Source organism: Pseudolysinimonas yzui (assembly GCF_014653215.1).
Taxonomy (GTDB): domain Bacteria; phylum Actinomycetota; class Actinomycetes; order Actinomycetales; family Microbacteriaceae; genus Pseudolysinimonas_A; species Pseudolysinimonas_A yzui.
Window position 1 is genome coordinate 73,353 of record NZ_BNAI01000001.1, and the last position, 18,497, is coordinate 91,849.

20 protein-coding genes are annotated in these 18,497 nt (G+C 72.5%); 14 read left to right on the forward strand and 6 right to left on the reverse strand.

What is annotated here, in order from left to right:
• Positions 1-9: 9 nt before the first annotated feature.
• The 7 genes from IE173_RS00350 to IE173_RS00380 are packed head-to-tail and all read left to right on the forward strand — an operon-like array spanning position 10 to position 4,970.
• The gene (locus IE173_RS00350; protein WP_229841772.1) at positions 10-1,239 is read left to right on the forward strand and encodes a CpaF family protein; all 1,230 of its coding nucleotides are present in this window, start codon (positions 10-12) and stop codon (positions 1,237-1,239) included.
• A complete protein-coding gene (locus IE173_RS00355; RefSeq protein ID WP_191281413.1) occupies positions 1,236-2,096 on the forward strand; it encodes a type II secretion system F family protein in 861 nt (286 codons plus the stop codon). Before IE173_RS00350 ends, IE173_RS00355 begins: the two co-directional genes overlap by 4 nt.
• Positions 2,084-3,031, forward strand: coding sequence for a type II secretion system F family protein (locus IE173_RS00360; RefSeq protein WP_229841773.1), 948 nt, complete (start codon positions 2,084-2,086; stop codon positions 3,029-3,031). Before IE173_RS00355 ends, IE173_RS00360 begins: the two co-directional genes overlap by 13 nt.
• A gap of 55 nt (positions 3,032-3,086) precedes the next feature.
• A complete protein-coding gene (locus IE173_RS00365; RefSeq protein ID WP_191281414.1) occupies positions 3,087-3,356 on the forward strand; it encodes a type II toxin-antitoxin system Phd/YefM family antitoxin in 270 nt (89 codons plus the stop codon).
• A complete protein-coding gene (locus IE173_RS00370; protein WP_191281415.1) occupies positions 3,353-3,631 on the forward strand; it encodes a type II toxin-antitoxin system RelE family toxin in 279 nt (92 codons plus the stop codon). The genes IE173_RS00365 and IE173_RS00370 overlap by 4 nt, the downstream gene beginning before the upstream one ends.
• Positions 3,632-3,687: 56 nt before the next feature.
• The gene (locus IE173_RS00375; protein WP_191281416.1) at positions 3,688-4,026 is read left to right on the forward strand and encodes a YciI family protein; all 339 of its coding nucleotides are present in this window, start codon (positions 3,688-3,690) and stop codon (positions 4,024-4,026) included.
• A gap of 23 nt (positions 4,027-4,049) precedes the next feature.
• On the forward strand, positions 4,050-4,970 hold the full coding sequence (locus IE173_RS00380) for a CPBP family glutamic-type intramembrane protease (RefSeq protein WP_191281417.1): 921 nt from the start codon (positions 4,050-4,052) through the stop codon (positions 4,968-4,970).
• Positions 4,971-4,983: 13 nt separating this feature from the next.
• Here the strand turns inward: IE173_RS00380 and IE173_RS00385 are convergent, their stop codons facing one another.
• The 6 genes from IE173_RS00385 to IE173_RS00405 form a co-directional block, all read right to left on the reverse strand.
• Entirely contained in the window at positions 4,984-5,907 is a 924-nt protein-coding gene (locus tag IE173_RS00385) for a siderophore-interacting protein (RefSeq protein ID WP_191281418.1), read from the reverse strand.
• Positions 5,897-6,697 (reverse strand): ABC transporter ATP-binding protein, encoded by an 801-nt coding sequence (locus tag IE173_RS00390; RefSeq protein WP_191281419.1) that lies wholly within the window; start codon positions 6,695-6,697, stop codon positions 5,897-5,899. Before IE173_RS00390 ends, IE173_RS00385 begins: the two co-directional genes overlap by 11 nt.
• Entirely contained in the window at positions 6,694-7,719 is a 1,026-nt protein-coding gene (locus tag IE173_RS00395; protein ID WP_191281420.1) for a FecCD family ABC transporter permease, read from the reverse strand. The genes IE173_RS00390 and IE173_RS00395 overlap by 4 nt, the downstream gene beginning before the upstream one ends.
• Positions 7,716-8,708, reverse strand: coding sequence for a FecCD family ABC transporter permease (locus tag IE173_RS15415; protein WP_229841774.1), 993 nt, complete (start codon positions 8,706-8,708; stop codon positions 7,716-7,718). Before IE173_RS15415 ends, IE173_RS00395 begins: the two co-directional genes overlap by 4 nt.
• Complete coding sequence (locus IE173_RS15420) at positions 8,705-9,730, reverse strand: iron-siderophore ABC transporter substrate-binding protein (protein WP_229841775.1); 1,026 nt, start codon at positions 9,728-9,730, stop codon at positions 8,705-8,707. Before IE173_RS15420 ends, IE173_RS15415 begins: the two co-directional genes overlap by 4 nt.
• 93 nt (positions 9,731-9,823) lie before the next feature.
• On the reverse strand, positions 9,824-11,059 hold the full coding sequence (locus IE173_RS00405; RefSeq protein WP_191281421.1) for a glutamyl-tRNA reductase: 1,236 nt from the start codon (positions 11,057-11,059) through the stop codon (positions 9,824-9,826).
• A gap of 26 nt (positions 11,060-11,085) precedes the next feature.
• On the opposite strand from IE173_RS00405, the gene hemE reads away from it, so the two are divergent.
• From hemE to IE173_RS00440, 7 genes are read left to right on the forward strand one after another with little or no spacing between them, the layout of a single operon-like run.
• Positions 11,086-12,150, forward strand: coding sequence for a uroporphyrinogen decarboxylase (gene hemE / locus IE173_RS00410; protein WP_191281422.1), 1,065 nt, complete (start codon positions 11,086-11,088; stop codon positions 12,148-12,150).
• Positions 12,147-13,421 carry a protoporphyrinogen/coproporphyrinogen oxidase gene (locus tag IE173_RS00415; protein WP_191281423.1) on the forward strand — a complete coding sequence of 425 codons (1,275 nt, stop codon included), beginning with the start codon at positions 12,147-12,149 and terminating at the stop codon, positions 13,419-13,421. Before hemE ends, IE173_RS00415 begins: the two co-directional genes overlap by 4 nt.
• A complete protein-coding gene (hemQ, locus tag IE173_RS00420; RefSeq protein WP_191281424.1) occupies positions 13,418-14,083 on the forward strand; it encodes a hydrogen peroxide-dependent heme synthase in 666 nt (221 codons plus the stop codon). Before IE173_RS00415 ends, hemQ begins: the two co-directional genes overlap by 4 nt.
• On the forward strand, positions 14,080-15,267 hold the full coding sequence (locus IE173_RS00425) for a ferrochelatase (protein WP_373298439.1): 1,188 nt from the start codon (positions 14,080-14,082) through the stop codon (positions 15,265-15,267). The genes hemQ and IE173_RS00425 overlap by 4 nt, the downstream gene beginning before the upstream one ends.
• On the forward strand, positions 15,264-16,184 hold the full coding sequence (gene hemC, locus IE173_RS00430) for a hydroxymethylbilane synthase (protein ID WP_191281425.1): 921 nt from the start codon (positions 15,264-15,266) through the stop codon (positions 16,182-16,184). Before IE173_RS00425 ends, hemC begins: the two co-directional genes overlap by 4 nt.
• Positions 16,181-17,164: a porphobilinogen synthase gene (hemB, locus tag IE173_RS00435; RefSeq protein WP_191281426.1), complete on the forward strand. Its 984-nt coding sequence runs from the start codon at positions 16,181-16,183 to the stop codon at positions 17,162-17,164. The genes hemC and hemB overlap by 4 nt, the downstream gene beginning before the upstream one ends.
• Positions 17,161-18,495 (forward strand): glutamate-1-semialdehyde 2,1-aminomutase, encoded by a 1,335-nt coding sequence (locus IE173_RS00440; RefSeq protein WP_191281427.1) that lies wholly within the window; start codon positions 17,161-17,163, stop codon positions 18,493-18,495. Before hemB ends, IE173_RS00440 begins: the two co-directional genes overlap by 4 nt.
• Positions 18,496-18,497 lie beyond the last annotated feature (2 nt).

The following is an 18,497-nucleotide window of genomic DNA, read 5'->3' on the forward strand; positions in this document are numbered from 1 at the left end:
AATGGCGGGGTGAGCGCAGCCGTCGACCTCATCACGAACCGGGTGCGCGAACGTGTGCGCCGGGAGGGCGTCGACCTCGCCGCGGACTCCGACCTCGCCCATCGCTTCGTGCGCGAAGAACTGCGCAGCTACTCCGAGCGCGCCCTCGGCGGTACCGCCCCCCTCATCGCCGACGAGCAGGCCGCAGCGCGCACGATCATCGCCGCCGTCACCGGACTCGGGCCGCTGCAACCGTTCCTCGATGACCCGACGGTGGAGGAGGTGTGGATCAACGCGCCTGACCGCATCTTCATCGCCCGCAACGGCGTCTCGGAGCGCATCCAGCTCGACCTCACGGAAGCCGACGTGCGCGATCTGGTCGAGCGGATGCTGCGCAGCACCGGCCGCCGGGTCGACCTGTCGAGCCCGTTTGTCGACGCGAGCCTCCCCGACGGGTCGCGGTTGCACGTCGCGATTCCCGACATCACGCGGGCGCACTGGGCCGTCAACATCCGCAAGTTCCGTTCCGGCATGCGCGACCTGCGCGAGCTGGTGCGCCTCGGGTCGCTCAGCGCGCAGGCCGCCGAGTTCCTGCATGCGAGCGTGTGGGCGGGGCTCAACATCCTCGTCTCGGGTGCCACCCAGAGCGGCAAGACGACGATGCTCGGCGCGCTGCTCGCGTCGGCGCCTCCCGAGGAACGCATCGTCACCGTCGAGGAGACCTTCGAGCTCGCCCTCGCCGCGCCCGACTGGGTCGCGCTGCAGTGCCGGCAGGCGTCGCTCGAGGGCACCGGCGAGGTCAACCTCCGGCGGTTGGTGAAAGAGGCATTGCGGATGCGCCCCGACCGCCTCGTGGTCGGCGAGGTGCGCGAAGCCGAGTCGCTCGACCTGTTGATCGCGCTCAACTCGGGGCTGCCGGGGATGTGCTCACTGCACGCCAACTCGGCCGACGACGCGCTGCGGAAGCTGGCGACCCTCCCGCTGCTCGCGGGCCGCAACATCGACGCCTCGTTTGTGCTTCCGACGGTCGCGTCGAGCATCGACCTCGTCGTCCACGCCGAACTCGACCGCACCGGCCACCGGCACGTCGTCGAGATCGTCGCGCCGACCGGGCGCGTGGCCGATGGCATCGTCGAGTCGACATGGCTCTTCACACGCACCGCGAAAGGCCTCGTCGCGACGGGAGCCTTGCCAGTGCAACGCGAGAAGCTCACGCGCGCGGGGGTCGACCCGGCCGACTACCTGCGGACGACGAAATGACATTCGCGGCAGGGCTGCTGCTCGGGGTCGGGTTGCTGCTCATCGCGTCGCCGTTCCTCTGGCCGGCCACGGCATCCGCCCGCCCGCGCCGCGCCCTGCTCGACGGATGGCGCACGCGCCTCGCGCAGGCCGGCCTCGGGACGGTGGCGGTCGGGGTTCCGATCGCGGTGAGCGTGTTGTCGGGACTCGTCGCCGCTGCCATCGTGCTCGCTATCGCGCCGGTTCCGGCCCTCGCGCTCGGCGCCGCTGGGCTCGGAGCGGCGGTACCTCTCGCGGTGCTGTCGGCGCGAGCCCGGGCGCTGCGCAAGACGCTGCGCCTCGCCTGGCCCGACCTCGTCGATCACCTGGTGTCCGGCATCCGGGCGGGGCTGCCGCTCGCCGAAGCGGTCGGCGCGCTCGCCGAGGTCGGGCCGGCCGAGACCTGCGTCGCGTTCCGCACCTTCGAGCGCCGCGCTCTCGGCTCGGGCAACCTGGCCTCGGCGCTCGACGGACTCAAGTCCGACCTCGCCGACCCGATCGCCGACCGCATCGTCGAGACGCTCAAGATGGCGCGGGAGGTCGGCGGTTCCGAACTGCCGTCGGTGTTGCGAGCGCTCGCGACGTCGCTTCGGGCGGATGCCGCGGTGCGTTCGGAAGTGGAAGCACGGCAGTCGTGGGTGCGGGGCGCCGCCCGCCTCGGTGTCGTCGCGCCGTGGGTCGTGCTGTTATTGCTCGCTTCGCGGCCCGAGGCTGCGGCGTCGTACAACAGCCCGGCGGGGTTGGTGCTGCTCGGGGTCGGGCTGGTCGTCACGGTCGTCGCCTACCGGGTGATGATCGCGCTCGGCCGGCTACCCGACGAGCGGCGGTGGTTCGCGTGACACCGCTCATCGCGGTCGCGGTTCCCGTCGGCGTGACGCTCGGGCTCGGGCTGTGGACGCTGCTCGGCCTCGTCCCGCGGGTCGGTGCGACGCGGCTCGCTACCCGGGTCGCCCCGTACATCGCGGATGTCTCACCGGAAGCCCGCGAGTTCCTCGACCGGCGACCTGCCGAGCCGCTGCCTTTCGTCGGTGGGCTGCTCGCCCCAGCCGGCCGCCGCATCCGCTCGGCTCTTGTCGCGGTGTTCGGAGGTGACGACTCGGTCGAGCGGCGGTTGCGGCAGGCCGGCTGGTCGCTCACGGTCGAGGCGTTGCGGGGGCGGCAGTTGCTCGGGGGAGTGGCGGGAGCGGGCATCGGCATCCTGTTCGCGGTCGCTCTTGCCCGGTCCTCTGCGGTGTCGCCGCTGCTGCTCGGCGTGGTGGTCGCGGTGTGCGCGGCGATCGGGGTGCTGGCGCCCGACCAGTTGCTCTCGCGGGCGGCGCGGGCTCGCCGTGACCGGATCGCCGCGGAGCTGCCGACCGTGCTCGAGTTCTTGACGCTCTCGCTTTCGGCCGGTGAAGCGGTGCTCGACGCCCTGCGCCGCGTCGCTCGCGCAGGCAACGGCGACCTCGCCCGCGAGATCGCGATTGTCGTCGCGCAGGTCAACGCGGGGGTGCCGCTGGCGGTGGCGCTCGAACGGTGTGCCGACGAGATCCAGTTGCCGGCCCTGTCGCGCACCGTCGATCAACTCGTCGGGGCGTTGGATCGCGGTACCCCGCTCGTCGACGTGTTGCGGGCTCAGGCGCAGGACTCGCGGGATGACGCGAAGCGGTCACTGCTCGAGGCGGCGGGGAAGAAGGAGATCGCGATGCTCGTTCCGCTCGTGTTCCTCATCCTGCCGGTCACGGTGGCGTTTGCGATCTTCCCGGGCGTGATGGTCTTGCAGCTCGGCTTTTAGGTCGCGCCTGTCTCTCGGCGAGAAATCTGGCCGAAAGATAGGCCAGAATGAGGGGATGAACACCGTGTCGGTCAGCGAAGCGAAAGACAACCTCTCCGCGCTCGTGGAGAGCGTCGAGTCGACTCACGATGCCGTCGTGATCACCCGCCACGGCAAGCCGGCGGCGGTGCTCATCTCACCCGACGACCTCGACGCGCTGCAAGAGACCCTGGCGTGGCTGTCGGATCCGCATCACGCGGCAGAGATGGCCGAAGCCGAGGATGACATCGTGAAGGGTCGCATGCGTTCCCTCGAAGAGGTGCGCGCCCAGCTGGCGAAGCGGTGACCAGCCCGCCCTGCCGCGTCGAACTCTCGGGGCCCGCAGTCCGCTCGCTGGAACGCTTGCCGCCCAAACTCGTCGACGCCGTCATCCGCTACCTCGAGGGTCCGCTGGCCGACAACCCGCTGCGTGCGACGAAAGCCCTCGGGGCGGAACTCGAGGGGCTCCGGGCTGGGTATGTCGGGATCGCGTATCGCGTTCTTGTGCGCATCGACGAGGACGCGCGTCTGGTGCACGTGCTGCGAATCGCCCACCGCGCCGATGTCTACGGCCCGCGCTGATCGTCGCTGCGGCGACACCCCTGGAGTCGTGGCGCCATCACGGGCAGGATCGTGGGGTGACTAAATACCTCATCTCCTTCCCCAGCGACACCATGGTGCTCACCGACGAGGAGTTCCCGATCGTCGTCGCCGACTCGCACGCCGTGATCGAGGAGGCGAAGGCGGCTGGCGTCTACGTGTTCGGTGGCGGGGTCAACGAAGAGGTCGCGCCGGTGCTCGTCACCGCCGACGGTTCCGTGAGCAGCGAGATCAATCCCGGGTCCGACATCCGGGGCGGGTTCACGGTGCTCGAACTGCCCACACGCGACGACGCGGTCGAGTGGGCACGCAAGATCGCGGCGGCCTGCCGCACCCCGCAGGAGCTGCGCGAGTTCATGTACGACCCGGCGAGCTAGCCGGGCGGCACAAGGAGAGGGCCATGGTGGCCGTCACCGTCGATGAGCCGAAGATCGCCCGCGCGGGCCTCGTCGTGGCGTGGGTGGTGGTCATCCTCGCCTCGCTGCTGCCGCGGGTCATCCTGCAGGAGGTGTTCCGCGTCGAGGTGTCGGCGACGGCGGCCGCGCTCATCTCCGGCGGGGTGCTGGCGGTCGCCCTGCTGCTCGCGGTCTTCTGGCGCGCGCTGCGTGCGCTGCTGCCGTTCCTCATCCTCTTCGTCGTGCTCGTCGGCGCCGAGTGGCTCGTCTTCTCGGTGGTCGACCAGCATCCCGCCTACCGCGCGTGGCTGAGCGACCCGTCGTTCGCCGTCTACATGCCGGCCGAGCAGTCGCTGCGCCTCATGGTGACCTTCCTGGTGGTGGTCGCGCTCATGGTGCTGCGGCGGCATCCGAGACGGTTCTTCCTGAGTGTCGGCACCCTGTCGGCGCCGATGCGGCGCATCCGCTGGCTCGGGGCGAAGGAGGGCACCCGATGGAGTCGCTTCGGGCCGATCGCGACCGTCGCCCTGTGCGGGGGCACCCTCGCGTTCCTGCTCATCGCGGGGGCGCCGCCCGCCGACCTCGTCGTGCAGGCGGCTCCGTTGCTGCCCGTCGTGCTCGCCGCCGCGGCGCTCAACGCGTTCAACGAGGAGGTCACCTACAAGGCGTCGTTCCTGTCGGTGCTCGAAGGCCCGGTCGGCCGGAGCCACGCGCTGCTCATGGTGGCCGCCTACTTCGGGCTCGGCCACTACTACGGCGTGCCCTACGGGGTGGTCGGCGTCGCGATGGCGTTCTTCCTCGGCTGGCTGCTCGCCCGGTCGATGCTCGAGACCCGCGGCCTGTTCTGGGCGTGGTTCATCCACTTCTGGCAGGACGTGCTGATCTTCTCGTTCCTCGCCATCGGCTCCATCCGGCCGGGAGGCTGACGCGCCCGAGGCCTCAGCCGCGCATCGCGACGCCGCGCCGCCAGTACCCCATGAACGCGACCTGGGAGCGGTCGACCCCGAGATCCTTCACGAGGTGCCGGCGCAGGGTGGTGACGACGCCGCTCTCGCCGGCGATCCAGAAGTAGCGGTCGGCGTGGTTCGGCGACTGCGAGATCGACTCGCCGAGGCTCGAGAACTTCGGCGTCTCCCACAGGGGGTCCTCGGTGTCGACATCCCGAATCGGCACCTCCGCCGCACCACCGCCGAGGTGATCCAGCACCGCCGGGATGAGCCGCGTGCCGTGCGCGTCACCCGACCGCGGCAACCACCGCACCTCGACACCCGGCGGGGTCGCGATCGGAAGGATGTCGGCATCCTCGGGTACTTCGATGAAGGCGACCCCCTGGGTGTCGCGGTCGACGTCTTCGAGGATGCGGGCGATCGCCGGGGCCGCCGTCTCGTCGCCGGCGAGCAGGATCGCGCGGGCCTCGCCCGGGGCGTATTCGATGCCGCCGTCCTCGGCGCGTCCGCGGCGGGGGCCGATCACCAGCAGCTCGTCGCCGACGGCGGCGGCGTCGGCCCAGCGTGACGCCGGGCCGGTCGAGCCGGGGGCGAGGTGCAGGACGAAGTCGATGATGAGCCGGGTCGTCTCACCCTCGACCTCGAGGCCCCGGATCGAGTACGTGCGCATCGAGCCACGCTCGTCGTCGGGCAGGGTGAGCCACACACTGTACCAGTCGGCGCTCGGAGGCAACCGGGGAACCGAAGCCCCCGACGCGGGGAACACCAGCTTGATGCGCTGGTCGAGCACGCGCCCGGGGGTTCCGAAGTCGGCGAGGTCGGCGCCGGCGAAGGTGATGCGCACGAAACTCGGCGACACCCTTTCGACAGCGGCAACGGTCGCGGTGGCGAGCACGAACGGGGAATCAGGAGACATGGTGCCTTCCTCGGGGCAGAACGAGCGGTTTTCCGGTCAGGGGATCGGCGATGACCTCGCTGTCGAGGCCGAAGACCTCGCTGACGAGTTCGGCGGTGACAACAACCCCCGGCTCGCCGAGAGCGTGCACCCGCCCACGGCACACGGCGACGATCTCGTCGGCATAGCGGGAGGCCAGGTTGAGGTCGTGCAGCACCATGACGATCGTCGTGCCGCGCGCGCGGTTGAGGTCGGCGAGCAGGTCGAGCACCTCGATCTGGTGAGCGACGTCGAGGAAGGTGGTCGGCTCGTCGAGCAACAGGATGTCGGTCTGCTGGGCGAGCGCCATCGCGATCCACACCCGCTGACGCTGGCCGCCGGAGAGTTCGTCGACCGAGCGGTCGGCGAGGTCGGCGATGCCCGTCGCGTCGAGGGCGGCGGCGACCGCCTCGTCGTCGGCGCGGCTCCAGCGCGCGAACAGCCCCTGGTGCGGATGCCGCCCGCGGCCGACGAGGTCGGCGACGACGATCCCCTCGGGGGCGATCGGGCTCTGCGGCAGCAGACCGATCAGGCGCGCGACCTCTTTCGTGGGGCGCGAGTTCAGCTCGACGCCGTCGAGTACGACCTGCCCCGACTTCGGCGACAGCAGCCGGGCGAGCGCCCGCAACAGCGTCGACTTGCCGCATCCATTCGCCCCGACGATCGCGGTGATGCGGCCGGGGGCGACCTCGAGCGCGAGCTCGTCGACGACGAGGCGATCGCCGTAGGCGAGGGTGATCTCGTCGGCGACGAGCTGATGGGTGAGGGTCATAGTGAGGCTCCCGAGCGGTTCGATCTGACGAGCAGGTAGACGAGGTAGGGCGCGCCGATGAGGCCCGTGACGACCCCCACCGGGTAGCGCGTGCCGAGCGCGAATTGGCCGACGAGGTCGCCGGCGACGACGAGCAGCGCCCCGACGAGCGCGGCGGGCACGAGCAGCGAAGCTCCGGATGCCGTGATGCGTGCCGCGATCGGTCCGGCCATGAAGGCGACGAAGGCGATCGGCCCGGCCGCGGCGGTCGCGAAGGCGATGAGGGCGACGGCGGCGAGGATGAGCAGCAGCCGGGTCGGGCGCAACCGCACGCCGAGGGCCGCCGCTGCGTCGTCGCCGAGCCGGAGCGCGTCGAGGTCGCGGCGTCGCGACACCAGCAGGGGAGCGAGCACGAGCGTCGCGAGCGCGAGGGGCGCCACCCGCTCCCACGAGGCCCCGTTGAGACTGCCGGCGAGCCACTGCAGCGCGGCCTGGATGTCCCACGCCGCCGCCCGGGTCAGCACGTACGACACGACGCTGTGCAGCATCGCCGCGACGCCGATGCCGATGAGGATGAGGCGCGCCCCCGCGAAACCGCGGCGCCAGGACAACCCGTAGATCGCGGTCGCGGTGACGAGGGCTCCGGCGAGGGCGAGGAACGACACCGCCGTCTCATCGAGCGACAGCACCACGATGCCGACGACCGCCGCAGCACTCGCCCCGGTCGAGATGCCGATGATGTCGGGGGAGGCGAGCGGATTGCGCAGCATCGTCTGGAACGTGATCCCCGCCATGCCGAAGGCGAGGCCGGCGAGCATCCCGAGCACGACGCGCGGCAGCCGCAGCTCGCCGACGGTGAACGACGCTCCGGGCACCTGTTCACCGAGCAGCACCCGCAGCACCTCGTCGGGGGAGTAGAAGGTGTTGCCGACCATCAGAGTGACGGCGACGACGCCGAGCAGCGCGACGCAGAGCCCGGCGATGAGCAGCGCATTCCGTTGCCGGCGGTGCACCCGGCCGGCGCGAAGAGTCGTGGCGGTCACAGGGCACGCACCTTCTGGCGGCGCACGATCCAGATGAAGAACGGGGCGCCGATGAGCGCGGTGACGATCCCCACCTCGATCTCTTCGGGCCGGGCGACGACGCGCCCGAGGACGTCCGCCGCGACGAGCAGCCCGGCTCCGGCGATCGCCGTGAACGGCAGCAGCCAGCGCTGATCCGAGCCGACGACCAGCCGGCAGAGGTGCGGGATGACGAGTCCGACGAACCCGATCGGGCCCGCGACGGCGGTCGCCGCCCCGCAGAGCAGCACGGCGCCGAGCGCCGCGATGAGGCGCGTGCGTCGCACCTGCGTGCCGAGCCCCGCCGCGAGGTCATCGCCGAGGGCGAGGGTGTTGAGGCCGCGCCCCGACAGCACGACGATCACGGCCCCAGCCAGCAGGAACGGCGCGACGACGCCGATGCGATCCCACTCCGCACCGCCGACACCGCCGATCTGCCAGAACTGGAAGGTCGTGAGGATGTCGACGCGCGGCAGCAGCACGGCGCTCACCAGCGACGAGAGCGCCGCCGAGGTCGCGGCCCCGGCGAGGGCGAGCTTGAGCGGCGTCGCACCCCCGCGGCCGAGCGACCCGACCGCGTAGACGAACACCGCGGCCACCGCGGCGCCGAGGGTCGCGACCCCGATGTAGCCGTAGGGGTCGGAGAGCCCGAAGAAGGCGATGCCGATCACGACGGCGAGGGCGGCTCCGCTCGAGACACCGAGGATGCCGGGGTCGGCGAGCGGGTTGCGCGTCACCGCCTGCATGGTCGCGCCGGAAAGGGCGAGGGCGGCGCCGACGAGCAGCGCGAGCACCGTTCGCGGCACTCGAGCAGCGACCGCGGCCTGCCCGACCCCGTTCGCATCGCCGGCCAACGCCGCGATCAGCTCATGGAGGGAGATCTCGCGATTGCCGAACGCGACGGATGCCAGCGCCAGCAGCACGAGGCATCCCGCGCCCGCACCGACCCACGCCAGTCGTGCGGTGCTCACCCGGCCGGGGTGAGGGCGGCGGCGAGCAGGTCGAAGTACTGCTCGATGCCCCAGCGGATCGACAGCGGCGACGGGTTCGCGGCGGCGGCGATCGGCGTCGACTCCGGGAGGATCGCGATGCGACCCTCGGCGATCGCTGGAATTTGCGACAGCAGCGGGTCGGCCTGCAGCGCCGCGATGAGGGCGCCCTCGGTGTCGCCGTAGGTGACGAAGAGGTCGACGTCGGCGAACTGGTCGGCCTGCTCGGCGCTGACGGTGACGTAGAACCCGTCGGTGCCGGCCGACTCCTGCTCGACGATCGCCGGGGTCGGCAGCCCGAGGCTCTCGAGGAACCCGGGGCGGGTGTCGTGGCTCGTGTAGAAGCCGATCTGGCTGAGGTCGTTCGGGTCGATGTACGAGAACAGCACCGTGGCATCCGCGAGGTCGGGGTGCTCGGCGAGCGCGGCGTCGACCTCGGCGTGCAGGTCGGCGATCAGCTCGTCGCCTTCCGCGGCGAGCCCGAGCGCCGTCGAGCTGAGGCGGATCATGTCCTCGTACGAGGTGCCCCAGGCGGTCTCGGGGTAGGCGACGACGGGCGCGATCTTCGAGAGCGTGTCGTACTCCTCCTGCGTGAGGCCGGAGTACGAGGCGAGGATCACATCGGGCTGCGTGTCGGCGACGGCCTCGAAGTCGATGCCGTCGGTCTCGTCGAAGAGCACGGGCGTTTCGGCGCCGAGCTCGGCGAGCCGCTCCTCGTCCCACGGCAGCACGCCGTCGCCGTCGTCGTCGCCCCAGGTGGCCTTGCTCATGCCGACGGGCACGATTCCGAGTGCGAGCGGCACCTCGTGGTTCGCCCACGCGACGGTCGCGACCCGCTCGGGCGCCTGGGGAAGCGTGGTCTCGCCGAAGGCGTGCTCGATCGTGATGGGGAAGGCGCCATCCGACGCCGTGCCACCGGAGCCGGTCGGCGGGGTGGCGCACGCGGCGAGGGAGAGGGCGACGGTCGCGACGGCGACGATCCCGAGGACACGGGGGAATCTCACGGCAGGGGAGCCTTTCAGGTCGAGCGTTGTTAGGTCAGGCTAACCTAACATCCACTCCACCTGAGGAGTCAAACCCGGGTCGTCACCCCGACGTCATCCGACGGCGTCGTCCTCCACGGCTTTCGGCGATTGGGGGCTGACGCCGAAGAGCGTCTCGATGGCGCGTTCCACGGCGTCGAGGTCGCCCGAGGCCGCGTGATCGCGGGCCCGAACCGACGGTTGATGCAACAGCACACCTGCGAGGTGACGCAGCGCGGCCTCGGTGCGCTCGTCGACGCCGTGCCGGGCACGGTGCCGGGCGATCTCGGCCTGCAACACCTCGTCGACGTGACGGCGCAGTGCGACGATCGCCGGCGCGGCACGACGGTCGGACTCGAACGCGGCGGCCGCGTTGCCGACGACCTCGTGTACTCCGGCCCCGAGTTCGGGAAGCACCGCGTGGCGGCCGATCAACTCCAGGTCGAGCAGCTCGACGCCCGGCAGCGCGCCGACGGCAGGCTCGACGTTGCGCGGAAGCCCGAGGTCGATGACGAGCCGAGGCGCGTCGTCGGGGATGTCGGCGGCGGTCACGACGTAGCGGGCGGTGCAGGTGATGACGACGGCGGCCGAGCGGATGGCCTCGCGCAGGTCGCGCTCGGCACCCACCCCGTAGCGCACCGCGAACTGCTGTGCGCGACCGGTGGCTGAGAACACCCGGATGTCGGTCGCACCTCGGGCGCGCAGCGCCGCGACGGTGGTCGCCGCATAGCTGCCCGTTCCCACGAGAAGCACCGCGACATCCGACCAGTCGGGAACGCGCGAGTCGGCCATGTCGAGGGCGACGCGGGCGATCGAGCGGCCCGCCGCGGCGAGGTCGCCGTGCGCGCGCGCCTCGCGGGCGGCGTGGGCCGAGCGCTGGAACAGCAGCTCGAGACCGCTGGATGTGGTGCCCGCCTCTCGCGCTTCGCGCAGGGCGCGCTGCACCTGGCCCGCGATCTCCTCCTCGCCGACGACCATCGACTCGAGCCCGGAGCTGACCGCGAAGAGGTGGCGCACGACATCCTGACCGGTCAGCGCGACGGCGGTCGCCCGCAGCGTTTCGGCATCCTCACCGGCCCGCAGCGCCAGCGCGTCGATGACCGCCTCGATCGCGAGTTCGGGGCCCGCGGTGAGCGGCTCGTCGAGCTCGATGTAGGCCTCGAAGCGGTTGCAGGTGGCCAGCACGACGGCGCCCCGCACGAAATCGGACTCGACGATGAGATCCGCGGCGGTCGTCGAAGCGACCCGCGAGATACGGTCGAGAACGTCGAACTCGGTGTTGCGATGGTTCGCCGTCAGGCAGAACAGCACCAGCCGATTCTACCTAGGGTGGAAGGATGCCCCTTCCCGCCGACCATCCCCTCGCCGACGGGCGCACCGGTTCGTCGGCGCTCATTCAGGCCGCTCGCGGCGCGCGCCCGCCCGTGCGCCCGGTGTGGTTCATGCGGCAGGCCGGCCGGTCGCTTCCCGAGTACCGGGAGTTGCGGGCCGGCGGCGACATGCTCGCGGCGTGCCTGAATCCCGAGATGGCCGCCGAGATCACCCTCCAGCCGGTGCGCCGCCACGGGGTCGACGCGGCCGTGTACTTCAGCGACATCGTCGTGCCCGTGCTGCTCGCCGGCGTCGCGGTGCAGATCGTGCCGGGTCGGGGCCCGGTGTTCGACGAACCGGTGCGATCCGCGGCGGATGTCGCGCGCCTGCCCCGTCTCGACCCCGATGCGCTCGCCCCGATCTCGGATGCCGTTGCCCGCGTCGTCGCGGAACTCGGCGACACCCCGCTCATCGGATTCGGCGGGGCGCCGTACACGCTCGCCTCCTACCTCGTCGAGGGCGGGCCGTCGAAGGAGCAGCTGCAGACTCGCGCCCTCATGCACTCCGACCCCGCGACCTGGGCCGCGCTGCTCGACTGGTGCGCCGACGTCACGGGCGCATTCCTGCAGGCGCAGGTGCTCGCGGGCGCGAGCGCCGTGCAGCTGTTCGACTCGTGGGCGGGGTCGCTGTCGCGCTCCGACTACGAGCGCTCCGTGTTGCCCCACTCGAAGCGGGCGCTCGACGCGGTCGCCGACCTCGGCATCCCGCGCATCCACTTCGGGGTCGGCACCGCGCACCTGCTCGACCTGCTGCCGACCGCCGGAGCTGATGTGATCGGGATCGACTGGCGCGTGCCGCTCGACGAAGCCGCGCGCCGGCTGCCGGGTGTCGTGTTGCAGGGCAACATCGACCCCGCGCTGCTGTTCGCGCCCGCTGAAGTGCTCGACCGCCACGTCGCCGACGTGCTGCGCCGCGGTGACGCCGCCCCCGCCCACATCGTCAACCTCGGCCACGGCGTTCCCCCCGACGCCGACCCGGGAGTGCTCACCCACATCGTCGAGTTCGTCCATGCCCAAGGACTCGGTGGTTGAGTAGCCCGCGCGACACGCGTGTCGAAACCCCACCCGCCGAAGCCCCCGCCACGACCGTGATCGGCGGCGGAATCGCCGGCCTCCTCGTCGCCCTGCGCCTCGCCGAAGGCGGGCACCGCGTGACCCTCCTCGAAGCCGCCGACCGCCTCGGCGGGCAGCTCGCCCCCCAACGCCTCGCGGGAGTCGAGCTGGATGCCGGCGCCGAGTCGTTCGCGACGCGCGGCACCGCGGTCACCGCCCTTCTCACCGAGCTCGGCCTCGACGGCGACGTCGTCATCCCCGGGGGCGGCACGGCCTGGCTGCACCGGGCGCGCGGGGCGGTGCCCCTCCCGGCGGCGGGGGTGCTCGGCATCCCGGCGCACCCTCTCGCTCCCGATGTCGTGCGCGCGATCGGTCTCGCGGGCGCCTGGCGGGCGCGTCTCGACGCCGTGCTGCCGCGTCGGGTCGGAGGCGACGCGACGACGCTGGGGGAGCTGGTCGAAGCGCGCATGGGCCGCGCCGTGCTCGACGCGCTCGTCACCCCCGTCGTGCGCGGCGTGTACTCGCGCGAGCCCGGCGATCTGCCGCTCGCGGTCGCGGCCCCCACCCTGCTCGATCGGCTGCGGCAGCACGGGTCGCTGGCCGCGGCCGTGGCGGGTCTGCGCGCGAACGCCCCCGCCGGGTCGCTGGTCGCGAGCCTGCGCGGCGGCATGTTCCGACTGGCCGCCGCGCTGGCCGACGCGTGTCGAGCGAGCGGCGTCGACCTCCGCACGGGGGTGCGGGTCGACGCACTGCCGCCCGGACGGGTCGTGCTCGCCGCGCCCGCACCGGGGGCCGCGCCCGGTCGCACGGTGACGGTCGTGACGCTGGTCGTGCGCACCCCGCTTCTCGACGGCGCCCCCCGCGGCTCCGGGGTGCTCGTCGCGCCGGGCGGCGGCGTCGAGGCCCGCGCGCTCACCCACCTCACCGCGAAGTGGGACTGGATCGCCGACGCGTTCGAGGGCGCCCACGCGCTGCGGCTCTCGTACGACGGGGTGCCGACCGACGCCGTCGCGCAGGCGCGGCGCGACGCATCCACGATCTTCGGCGTCGACCTGCCCGACCCGCTCGACAGCGCCGTGCGCACCTGGCACCGCCCGGCCCCCGAGACGCACGACGACGGCACGCTGCGCACGGGCGAGCCGGTCGCCGGCTCCGGGCTCGCCGCCGTCGTCGCGCACGCCGAGTCGCTCGCGGCAGCGATCCTCACCGATTCGCGCCCCGCCGCGACGGGGGAGAGGATGGACGGGTGACCGACTCCGGTGCCGACCAGCCCTCCCACTTCACGCTCTGGGCGGTGCTGCGCCGCACGCGCGCGACTCCCTCCGGCGGCGAGACCCTCGCGGCCGCGATCGACGCTCTGCCCGCAGGTGCCACGCTGCGGGGGATCTACGACGTCTCGGGCCTGCGCGCCGACGCCGATCTCATGCTGTGGCTGACCGGCGACTCCGCCGACGTGTTGCAGACGGCGCTGCGGGTGTTGCGTCGTAGCGCCGAGCTCGAGGTGCTCGACCCCACCTGGAACGCCCTCGGGGTGCACCGCGATGCCGAGTTCACCCGCGACCACCTGCCGGCGTTCGCCCGCGGCCTGCCGCCGAAGACGTGGCTGTGCGTCTACCCGTTCGTGCGCTCCTACGAGTGGTACCTGCTGCCCGACGACGAACGCCGCGGCCTGCTGGGCGAGCACGGCCGCGCGGGAGCGGCGTTCACGAGCGTGCAGACGAACACCGTCGCCTCGTTCGCCCTCGGCGACTACGAGTGGATTCTCGCGCTCGAAGCCGACGACCCGGTCGAACTCGTCGACCTGATGCGCGCCCTCCGCTCGACCGGAGCCCGGCGGCACGTGCGCGAAGAGGTGCCGTTCTTCACGGGGCGGCTGCTCGACCCCGCCGAGGTCGCCGAGGTGTTGTCGTGAGTACCGAACCGGTGGCAACCGCCGTGCTCGCGGCATCCCCGGCCGCCGCGGACGGACCCGAACACGTCACCGAGCCGGTCGCCTACGACGCGATCCTGCTCGCCGGCTTCGGCGGGCCCGAGGGGCAGGATGACGTCATCCCGTTCCTGCGCAACGTCACCCGTGGCCGCGGCATCCCCGACGAACGCCTCGAAGAGGTCGCCCACCACTACCGCCACTTCGGCGGGGTGAGCCCCATCAACGACCAGAGCCGCGAGCTCAAGGCGGCACTCGAAGCCGAGCTGGAGCGCCGCGGCATCGACCTGCCGGTGTACTGGGGCAACCGCAACTGGGACCCGTATCTGGCGGATGCCGTGCGCGCCGCCTACGCGGATGGTCACCGCACGCTGCTCGCGATCGCGACGAGCGCCTACTCGTCGTTCTCCAGCTGCCGGCAGTACCGCGAAGACATCGCGATCGCTCTCGACGCCACGGGACTCGGCGGCGAGCTCACGATCGACAAGGTGCGCCAGTACTTCGACCACCCCGGATTCGTCGAGCCGTTCGTCGAGGGCGTCGTCGCCGGAGTGCGCGAGTTGCTGCCCCAGGTCGACGGCGACGCGAGCAGGATCCGACTGCTGTTCGCGACGCACTCGATCCCGACGGCGGATGCCGAGCGCTCCGGCCCGCGGGACCGCGCCTTCGGTGAAGGCGGCGCCTACGCCGCGCAGCACCTCGCGGTGAGCGAGATCGTGGCGACGGAGGCCGCCCGAATTCTCGGTGTCGACCGCCTCGGCTGGGATCTCGTGTACCAGTCGCGCTCGGGCCCGCCGACGCAACCCTGGCTCGAGCCCGACATCAACGACCGGATCGCCGAGCTGCCCGGCGAGGGCGTGCGGGCCGTCGCGATCGTGCCCGTCGGGTTCCTCTCCGATCACATGGAGGTGCTCTGGGATCTCGACACCGAGGCGCTGGAGTCGGCCCGCGAGGCCGGTCTCGCCGCCGTGCGCACGCCGACGCCCGGTTCGCACCAGCGGTTCGTCGAGGGTCTCGTCGACCTCGTGCTCGAGCGCCGCGACGGCACCCCGGTCGCCGAGCGGCCCGCCCTCACCGACCTCGGGCCGTGGTTCGACGTCTGCCGCCCGGGCTGCTGCGAGAACATCCGCGCGGGGTTCAAGCCTGCCGCTGCCGGGGTGGCGCCATGAGCGTCGGCAAGCTCCGGCTGGGAACCCGCGGCAGCGCCCTCGCCCTCGCCCAGTCCCAGGCGATCGCCGAGAAGCTCGGCGCCGAGGTCGTCGTCATCGAATCGGAGGGCGACCGGTCGACCGAGTCGCTCGCGCTCATGGGCGGCACGGGCGTGTTCGTCACGGCCCTGCGGCACGCGCTGCTCGCCAACGAAGTGGATGTCGTCATCCACTCGTTCAAAGACCTGCCGACCGCCCCGGCCGACGGCCTCGCGATCGCCGCCGTTCCGCCGCGCGCGGACGCGCGTGACGCGCTCTGCGCCCGCGACGGCTTCACCCTCGACACCCTGCCCGAGGGTGCGAAGGTCGGCACCGGGTCACCGCGCCGCCGGGCTCAGCTCGCCGCGCGTCGGCCCGACCTCGAGATCGTCGACATCCGCGGCAACGTCGACACCCGGCTGGCCCGCGTCGGCTCCGACGATCCCGAGCGCGCGCTCGACGCCGTCGTGCTCGCCGTCGCGGGGCTCGACCGGCTCGGTCGCGCCGACGCGATCACCCAGCACCTCGAGCTCGCGTGGTGGCCGACCGCCCCCGCGCAAGGTGCCCTCGCCGTCGAGACCCGCGCCGGCGACACGAACATCGCCGCGAAGCTCGACCACCGGCCCACCCGGCTCGCCGCCGAGGCCGAGCGCGGGGTGCTCGCCCGCCTCGAGGCCGGGTGCTCGGCGCCGATCGCGGCGACGGCGTTCTCAGAGGACGGGATGATGTTCCTCACCGCGAGCGTCTACGCCCTCGACGGGTCGGCCAAGCTCACCGCGTCGCACGCCCTGTACGCGGCCGACTCGAAGGATCCGGCGGGCGAGCTGTCGGCGCGCGCCGCCACCGAACTGCTCGATGCCGGTGCCGCCGACCTCGCGCCGATCAGGGGATCCCGATGAACGACGTGCCGAGCATCCGCCCCCGCCGCCTGCGCGCGACGCCCGCCTGGCGCCGCCTCAACCGCGAGACCCGGGTCGACGCGACCCAGCTCGTGTTGCCGCTCTTCGTGCGCGAAGGTGCGAGCGAACCGCGACCCATCGCATCCATGCCCGGGGTCGTGCAGCACAGCCTCGACTCGCTCAAGGCCGAAATCGCGCGGGCCGCCGCCGCGGGCATCGGCGGCATCATGCTGTTCGGGGTGCCCGAGCACAAGGACGCGATCGGGTCGGGGGCGACCGACGACGACGGCATCCTCAACGTCGCCACCCGCGTCGCCGTCGCCGAGGCGGGGGACGCGCTCGTCGTGCAGACCGACCTGTGCCTCGACGAGTTCACCGACCACGGGCACTGCGGAGTGCTCGACGCGCAGGGTCGGGTAGACAACGACGCGAGCCTCGAGCGCTACCGCGCGATGGCGCTCGCTCAGGCCGCGGCCGGCTCCCAGCTGCTCGGCCTCTCGGGAATGATGGACGGCCAGGTCGCCGCCGTTCGTGCCGCGCTCGACGCGGCGGGCCGCAGCGACGTGCCCCTGCTCGGCTACTCCGCGAAGTACGCCTCCGCGTTCTACGGCCCGTTCCGCGAAGCCGTCGCCTCATCGCTCGTCGGCGACCGCCGCAGCTACCAGCTCGAGCCCGGCAACGCGCGCGAAGGGTTGCTCGAGACCTCCCTCGACCTCGCGGAAGGCGCCGACATCGTCATGGTGAAGCCGGCATCCGGCTACCTCGACGTGCTCGCCGCGACCGCGCACCGCTCTCCGGTGCCGGTCTGGGCGTATCAGGTGAGCGGCGAGTACTCGATGATCGAGGCCGCCGGTGCCGCCGGCTACCTCGACCGCGACCGCGCCGCCGCCGAGGCACTCGTCTCGATCCTGCGGGCCGGGGCGGATGCCGTGCTCACCTACTACGCGATCGAAGCGGCCGAGAAGGACTGGGGCGCGTGACCACCAACGCCGACGCCGCGGCCCGGGCCCGGGCCGTCATCCCCGGCGGGGTCAACTCGCCGGTGCGTGCGTTCGGTTCGGTCGGCGGCACGCCGCTGTCGATCGTGGCGGCCCGGGGCGCGACCGTGACCGATGTCGAAGGCACCGAGTACGTCGACCTCGTCGGGTCGTGGGGGCCGGCGCTGCTCGGGCACGCGCATCCCGACGTCGTCGCCGCCGTGCAGGAGGCCGCGGCGCGCGGGCTGTCGTTCGGCGCCTCGACGCCCGCCGAAGCCGAACTCGCCGAAGTCGTCATCGACCGGCTCACCGTCGCCGGCACTCGCGGCATCGAGCGCCTGCGGTTGGTGTCGACCGGCACCGAGGCGACGATGACCGCCATCCGCGTCGCCCGGGCGGCCACCGCTCGCGACCTCGTGGTGAAGTTCGCCGGGCACTATCACGGGCACTCCGACGGGCTGCTCGCCGAGGCGGGCTCGGGCCTCGCCACCTTCGCGCTTCCGGGGTCGGCGGGGGTGCCGCCCGAGATCGCCGCGCTGACCCTCGTGCTGCCCTACAACGACCTCGACGCGGTGCGCGCGGCGTTCGCGCAGCATCCCGGGCGCATCGCCGCCGTCATCGTCGAAGCCGTCGGAGCCAACGCGGGGGTGCTCGCCCCCGACCCGTCGTTCAACCGCGATCTGGCGGGTCTCGTGCACGAGCACGGGGCGCTGCTCATCCTCGACGAGGTGCTCACCGGCTTCCGCGTCGGGCCCGCGGGTCGCTGGGGCCTCGAAGCGGCGGGTCTCGTCGGCGAAACCGGCTGGACCCCCGACATCGTCACGTTCGGAAAGGTGATCGGCGGCGGGATGCCGCTCGCCGCGCTGGGCGGCCGCGCCGGCATCCTCGACCTGCTCGCCCCCGCCGGGCCGGTGTACCAGGCGGGCACGCTCAGCGGCAATCCGCTCGCCGTCGCCGCCGGGCTCGCGACCCTGCGGAACGCGACCCCCGACGTGTACGCCCGCGTCGACGCCGCGGCGGAGGTCGTCGCGACGGCCCTGCACGAGGCGCTAGCTGCCGCGGGAGTCACCCACGTCATCCCGCGCGCCGGCTCACTCTTCTCGGTCGCGTTCCGATCGGATGCCGTGCGCGACTACGCCGACGCGCGCGACCAGGAGGCGTGGCGCTACCCGCCGTTCTTCCACGCGATGCGCGAGGCGGGGGTGTCGCTGCCGCCGAGCGTGTTCGAGGCGTGGTTCCTCAGCGCCGCCCACGATGAACCCGCGCTCGACCGCATCCTCGCCGCCCTCCCGGCCGCCGCATCCGCCGCCGCGAGCGCCGAACCGCCTGCCTGAGG